Origin of the sequence: Pedobacter sp., from assembly GCF_035566355.1 — a bacterium.
Classification (GTDB): domain Bacteria; phylum Bacteroidota; class Bacteroidia; order Sphingobacteriales; family Sphingobacteriaceae; genus Pedobacter.
The window spans coordinates 1-6409 of sequence record NZ_DATMRL010000662.1 but is presented as its reverse complement, the minus strand read 5'-3'; the positions used below and the strand labels follow the sequence as shown (position 1 = coordinate 6409).

The following is a 6409-nucleotide window of genomic DNA, read 5'->3' as shown; positions in this document are numbered from 1 at the left end:
TTTTCCAGATTACTGATTTCGGTAAAGGCAATTTCAGGTGCGAAAAATAGGTTTTTAAGTGGATTTTTGAGGTCTACAATGTGATTCATAGGTTATTGGGTTTAACTTACGTGAAGCTTTTTGTTCTTTGTAAGTTGTTACGCCCAATAGTGGTTTTACCCCTATGTCCGTTCTGATTTTTTTCTTCATTCAGCTTTTTTAAGGCTGAATGAAGCTTTTTATTTTAAAATAACCTGTCCAGGATATGGTCTTCTACCTGGTTAGCCAGAGTAACTTCAAGTGAAGGTGTCCTTTCCATCTCTCTTTTGATGGCAAAATTGGCTTCTGAATTTCTTGCCCAGCTGCGTCTGGCAATGCCATTGTTTACATCAAAAAATAACATGCTTTTTAATTTAGCATCAGCTTCATGGGAACCGTCAAGGACCATTCCGAAACCGCCATTGATCACTTCTCCCCAGCCTACACCACCTCCATTGTGTATGGAAACCCAGGTCGCTCCGCGAAAGCTATCACCGATGACATTCTGTATAGCCATATCTGCGGTGTACCGGCTTCCATCATAAATGTTGCTGGTTTCCCTGAAAGGAGAATCTGTACCGCTTACATCGTGATGGTCACGGCCAAGAACAACCGGGGCAGTGAGGTCACCGCTTTTAACCAGTTGATTAAACCGTTCTGCGATTTTTGCCCGGCCTTCTGCATCTGCATACAGGATCCTGGCCTGAGAACCCACCACAAGCTTGTTTTTGGAGGCTTCTCTGATCCAGGTAATATTGTCTTGCAGTTGTTGCTGGATTTCTGCCGGGGCGGTCTCTTTAATTTCTTCCATCACCTGTTGCGCAATCTGGTCGGTTAGGTCCAGATCGGCCTCTTTTCCGGAAGAACATACCCAACGGAAAGGGCCAAATCCGTAGTCAAAACACATAGGTCCGAGAATATCTTGCACATAAGACGGATACCTGAAATTAATGCCATCTGCAGCCATTATATCTGCACCGGCACGACTGCATTCCAACAGGAAAGCATTGCCATAATCGAAGAAATAGGTGCCTTTAGCGGTGTGTTTGTTAATGGCAGCCGCATGACGGCGAAGGGAATTTTGAACTTGCTCTTTGAAGTTTTGCGGCTCTTCTGCCATCATTCTGTTGGCTTCTTCAAAGCTAAGGCCAACAGGATAATAACCCCCGGACCATGGGTTATGGAGGGATGTTTGATCAGAACCCAGTTCTACATAAAGATCTGCTGCGGCAAAACCTTCCCAAACATCTACCACATTACCAATATAAGCCAGTGAAACCGTTTCTTGTTTGGTTTTGGCAAGGTTGACTCTTTCTATAAGTTCCGGAAGGTTTTCCAGGATCTCATCTACCCAGCCTTGTTCATGGCGTTTTCTTGCGGCATTTGGGTTAACCTCGGCACACACTGTAATACAGCCAGCAATATTGCCAGCTTTGGTTTGTGCACCGCTCATACCACCTAATCCAGCTGTCAGAAAGATTTTTCCTGCCGGCGATTCATTCGTTTTTAACTGTTTGCGGAAAGCATTCATCACGGTAATAGCTGTTCCATGAACAATACCCTGCGGGCCAATATACATATAGGAACCTGCGGTCATCTGTCCATACTGAGTAACACCCAGTGCATTGTATTTTTCCAGATCATCGGGTTTTGAATAATTTGGAACCATCATTCCGTTGGTTACCACCACACGAGGTGCATTTGCCGATGAAGGAAATAAGCCCATTGGGTGTCCGCTGTACATATGTAAAGTTTGTTCACCTGTCATTTTGCTCAGGTACTGCATGGTAAGCAGGTATTGTGCCCAGTTTTGAAATACGGCACCGTTGCCCCCGTAGGTAATCAGTTCCTGCGGGTGTTGCGCAACAGCAGGGTCCAGGTTGTTCTGAATCATCAGCATTATACAGGCTGCATGTTGGTGTTTTGCCGGATAAGCGGAAAGGGGACGGGCATACATCTCGTAATCTGGCCGAAACCGGTACATATAGATGCGGCCATAGGTATTTAATTCTTCCAGAAATTCCGCAGCCAATTCTTCATGCCATTCTTCAGGAAAATACCTCAAAGCATTACGCAGACTGAGTTTCTTTTCTTCCTGGTTGAGTATATCTTTTCTTTTCGGCGCGTGATTGGCCTTAGTATCGTAAGGTTTTGCAGGGGGTAAGTTTTTCGGGATGCCCTGTAGGATTTCTTCTTGAAAGTTCATGTTCTTAATCAAAATTTGAAGTCAATACACATTCACCATTTTTCCAGACTTGCGCAGGTTTCAGTTTTCCTTGCTGATATAGAATTTCTTTGTAATCATTGATCTGGAATAACAGAAAGTCTGCAAGCATGTTTTGTTCTATGCATCCGCGGTCTGTTAAGTTTAGGGCACGGGCTGCTCTGTAAGTAATACCAGCCAGGATTTCGGCATTGGATAATTTCTCAAAAGTACCAAGTACAGATGCCTGCAAAAGCAGGTCGCCCATAGGTGCTGAACCTGGGTTCCAGTCACTGGCAATGGCCAGGCAGGCACCAGCATCCAGCAATTTTCTGGCCGGTGTAAACGCGCATCCCAAACCTATTGTAGCTCCGGGTAAGGCCATGGCTATAGTATCGCTTTGGGCAAGCAGCTGGACTTCCTTATCGGTACTGGCTTCCAGGTGGTCTGCACTTAACGCATTTATCTGTACCGCCACTGCTGTACCGCCTGTACTAAACTGATCTGCATGAACTGTAATTTGGAAACCTTGTTCAATTGCTTCTTTAAAATAGGGAAGGATATTTTCGGGAGAAAAGGCACCTTTTTCCACAAATGCATCTATCCGGTTGCATAGGTTTTCTTCAAGGAGTACAGGGAATAATTCCCGGCTAATTTTCTCCAGGTATTCGCTGTGGCTGCCTTCAAAATCTCTTGGGAGGGTGTGTGCGGCCAGGCAAGTACTGATCAGTTCTGCAGACGTTTCCTGATCTGCAGCTGTTATAGCGCGGAGCATTTTTAATTCTTCATTTACAGACAGGCCATAACCACTTTTAACCTCTATTGTGGTTACCCCTTCCGATAGATGACGATTGGCCCGTCGAATCGTTGATGCAGTAAGTTCTTCAAGAGATGCTTTACGGGTATGTTGTACCGTATCCCAAATTCCACCTCCTGCTTCAGAAATTTCCAGATAGGTTTTTCCAGAGTTGCGCATGGCATAGTCCTGGGCCCTGGAACCGGCAAAACAAATATGGGTATGCGCATCAGTAAAGGCCGGAATACAAACATATTCTCCCTCAAGACTAATTGTCATTGCTCCAAGCAGCGCGGCTTCTTTTTCCAGGTTTTCGTAGGTGCCTGTTTTATAGATCTTGTTCCCTTTTAACAGGATACCTGCCTGGGCAAGAGGTACAATTTGTTCATCTGCAATGGCTCCTTTAAGGGGCAGGCCAGCCAGAGTAATGAGCTGGGTAAATGGACCTATGAGTTTATATACTGTATCCATAACTTAAAATTCGTCAAAGTAACTACTGTATTCTGTGGTATAAGGTATGTTTTCCTGGGCTGCAGTTTCTCTGGCAATTTGTAGTAAAGTGCCTTTACTCACCAGGTCAATGCAATTCTGCATCAAGTCGTACATGATCTGGTCTTGTTCAATATGCGGAACTTGCTGACGAACCCGTTTGTGTATCGCAACCGGAATTTTTCCCGATTGAAGTGGCGCATGAAAATCCAGGGCCTGGGCGGCGCAGAACAATTCTATGCCTAATATTTTTTCTACATTATAGATGACCTGTAAGGCTTTACGTCCGCTGATGGAACCCATACTTACATGATCTTCCTGACCTAATGAAGTTGGAATGCTGTCTGCACTTGCAGGAAAGCACAGGCCTTTGTTTTCACTGGCCAGAGCTGCAGAAGTATATTGCAGGATCATGAAACCAGAATTAAGCCCGGTTTCTTTTAATAACAATTTAGGTACGGCAGGAGTAATGCCTTCCAGGGATAGATAAATTCTACGATCAGCAATGTTTCCAAGTTCAGATGCAGCCAGACAAGCATAGTCTAATGCCATAGCTAAGGGTTGTCCATGGAAGTTTCCTCCGCTGATGGTCAGATCCTCACTAAAAATTACCGGATTATCTGTTACAGAGTTCAATTCTATTTCTAAAAGTTCTTTCAGGTGTAACCAGGCATTTCTTGAGGCGCCATGTACCTGAGGAATGCAGCGCAGGGAATAAGGGTCCTGAACGCGGGTGCAGTTGGCATGTGAAACCACAATTTCCGAGTCTTGAAGCAGGTTTCTCATGGTGGCAGCTACATGCATATTTCCTTTAAAAGGCCTTAGTTTATGCAGTTCAGTACTGAAAGGTTTAATGGAGCCCAGCAGTCCTTCCAGCATCATCGCTGCAGTGAGGTCTGCTGTGGCCAGTAAATTATGCAATTTTTCAATTACTTTAACACCATGGGCTGCTATAAACTGCGTTCCGTTAATTAACGCAAGGCCTTCTTTTGGACCAAGGTGTATTGCTGTAATGCCATGCTCTTCAAACAGTTCTGCGGTAGAGACGATATTTCCTTTGTAATGCACCTGTCCAAATCCGATTAAGGGAAGGAAAAGGTGGGAGAGTGGAGCCAGATCTCCGGAGGCCCCTACAGACCCTTGCATCGGTACTACTGGAATTGCTCCGGTTTCTAAATGCCAAATGATCCGGTCGAGCGTGCTTTCCTGAATACCGGAATAGCCTTGTGCAAGAGCTTGTACTTTCAGAACCAGCATTAAACGGGATATGTCTTCTGGAATTGGCGCTCCTGTACCAACAGCATGGCTTTTCAATATGTTTTCCTGAAGCGTCTTGGTGTCTTCTGCAGAAATCATGGTTGTACATAAAGGGCCAAAACCAGTGTTAATGCCATAAACAGCTTTGTCTGAGACTGCAATATTTTCGACAATTGTACTGCTTTGTTTTACTTTTTTCCTTGTTTCCGGGCTTAATATGCCTTTTGTTTTTCCTTCGCTAATGGCTAAAGCTATTTTAGCAGTCAGAAAGTCGGTGCCGTATTTAAAGATCTGTTCCAAGATGATATGTTTTTATTTAACACAAATATATTTCATAGTTTTGATGCTTATAAATACCATTTACATCATTGATTAATAACTATGGGTTATCAAATAGAACTTAGACACCTTAAATACTTCCAGGTGCTGGCACAGGAACTGAAGTTTCGGGTGGCCGCAGAAAAACTATTTATCTCCCAGCCCGGTTTGACGCGGCAGATTCAACAGATGGAAGAGATCTTTAATGTGACTCTGTTTGACCGGACCAAGAGAAAGGTGGAATTGACCGCGGCCGGACTTTACCTGAAAGGAGAGGTAGACTTTATGTTTAATCATCTGGAAACGGTGAAGCGCCAGTTGGAAAATATTGGTCAGGGTAAAGAAGCTGAATTAAGGATTGGCTTTTTAGGCTCTGCTGCGCAAAAGGTACTACCGGAATTGTTATTGAAATTGAACGCAAGTTATCCTGGAATTCAGACTACGCTGGAGGAGATGTCTAATAAACTTCAGGTAGAACTTCTGGAAAAAGATAAACTGGATTTGGGCTTTGTACGTTTGCCTCGTGTTCCTGATGGGATGAGTAAACATCTGGTCTTTACAGACTCCTTCTCTGTTGTTCTTCCAAAAAACTATCCCTTAGATAAAGAAAGTTTTAAGAATGTGCGGCAGTTGAGTAATGAACCATTTATATTCTTCTCCAGCGATGACAGTCCATTTTATTATGAACTGATCATGAGCATTTGCGAAGACCAGGGATTTCGTCCAAAGGTTTTTCATAAATCAGTTCATGCGCTTACGATCTTTAAATTGGTAGAAGAAGGCTTAGGGGTGGCCATTGTACCCAGTTCTCTAAAATATGGTTATGATCTGGAGGTGAAGTTTATTGAAATTGAAAATATAGGGCAACGGACGGAATTATTTGCCATCTGGAAGGATACCAATAGAAACCCTGCTTTGAAAAATGCGGTTGATTTATTGGTTTGAAACCATTATAAGCATACCGCTTACAAACAGCAATGAATATGCTTATGATAGCGTCATAACCTTTAAAATTAATTATATACTAATGAAAACTAAGACTTTGTTTCATAAAAATCCTGGAGTATATCGAATTCCCCTTTGCGGGCAAAATTAGCCTTTTCCAAAACACGCTTTGCAGCTGTATTTTTGCGGTTAACCACTGCACCGATACTTGGTATTCCCTGTGCTAATATTTCATCAACAATTGGAGGCAGGATTTGTGTCATAATATAGCATCCGGTGGCACCGCTGCTTAGATAAAACTCTATGAAATACGGATATTTACTGATCACGTAGAATTCCTTAGCAACTTCAGGAGAGATCAAATCAATAATACCAACAACTTT

5 protein-coding genes are annotated in these 6409 nt (G+C 43.3%); 1 reads left to right on the top strand and 4 read right to left on the bottom strand.

The genetic code is table 11. The annotated features are described in order from the left end of the window. Positions 1-223: 223 nt before the first annotated feature. The 3 genes from VNZ46_RS26225 to hutH are packed head-to-tail and all read right to left on the bottom strand — an operon-like array spanning position 224 to position 5063. Positions 224-2224: a urocanate hydratase gene (locus VNZ46_RS26225; protein ID WP_325564137.1), complete on the bottom strand. Its 2001-nt coding sequence runs from the start codon at positions 2222-2224 to the stop codon at positions 224-226. Between the two features lie 4 nt (positions 2225-2228). Further along, positions 2229-3488: an imidazolonepropionase gene (gene hutI / locus VNZ46_RS26220; RefSeq protein WP_325564135.1), complete on the bottom strand. Its 1260-nt coding sequence runs from the start codon at positions 3486-3488 to the stop codon at positions 2229-2231. A gap of 3 nt (positions 3489-3491) precedes the next feature. After that, complete coding sequence (hutH, locus tag VNZ46_RS26215) at positions 3492-5063, bottom strand: histidine ammonia-lyase (protein WP_325564133.1); 1572 nt, start codon at positions 5061-5063, stop codon at positions 3492-3494. An 81-nt stretch (positions 5064-5144) separates the two neighbouring features. On the opposite strand from hutH, the gene VNZ46_RS26210 reads away from it, so the two are divergent. After that, a complete protein-coding gene (locus VNZ46_RS26210; protein WP_108554049.1) occupies positions 5145-6026 on the top strand; it encodes a LysR family transcriptional regulator in 882 nt (293 codons plus the stop codon). 89 nt (positions 6027-6115) lie between these two features. Here the strand turns inward: VNZ46_RS26210 and VNZ46_RS26205 are convergent. Then, the coding region (locus VNZ46_RS26205; RefSeq protein ID WP_325564130.1) for a hypothetical protein at positions 6116-6409 on the bottom strand (294 nt) is incomplete at its 5' end.

Excerpts from the sequence above, each read along its gene's own strand:
- VNZ46_RS26225 (WP_325564137.1), bottom strand. The coding sequence starts at position 2,224 with ATGAACTTTCAAGAAGAAATCCTACAGGGCATCCCGAAAAACTTACCC.
- hutI (WP_325564135.1), bottom strand. The coding sequence starts at position 3,488 with ATGGATACAGTATATAAACTCATAGGTCCATTTACCCAGCTCATTACT.
- VNZ46_RS26210 (WP_108554049.1), top strand. The coding sequence starts at position 5,145 with ATGGGTTATCAAATAGAACTTAGACACCTTAAATACTTCCAGGTGCTG.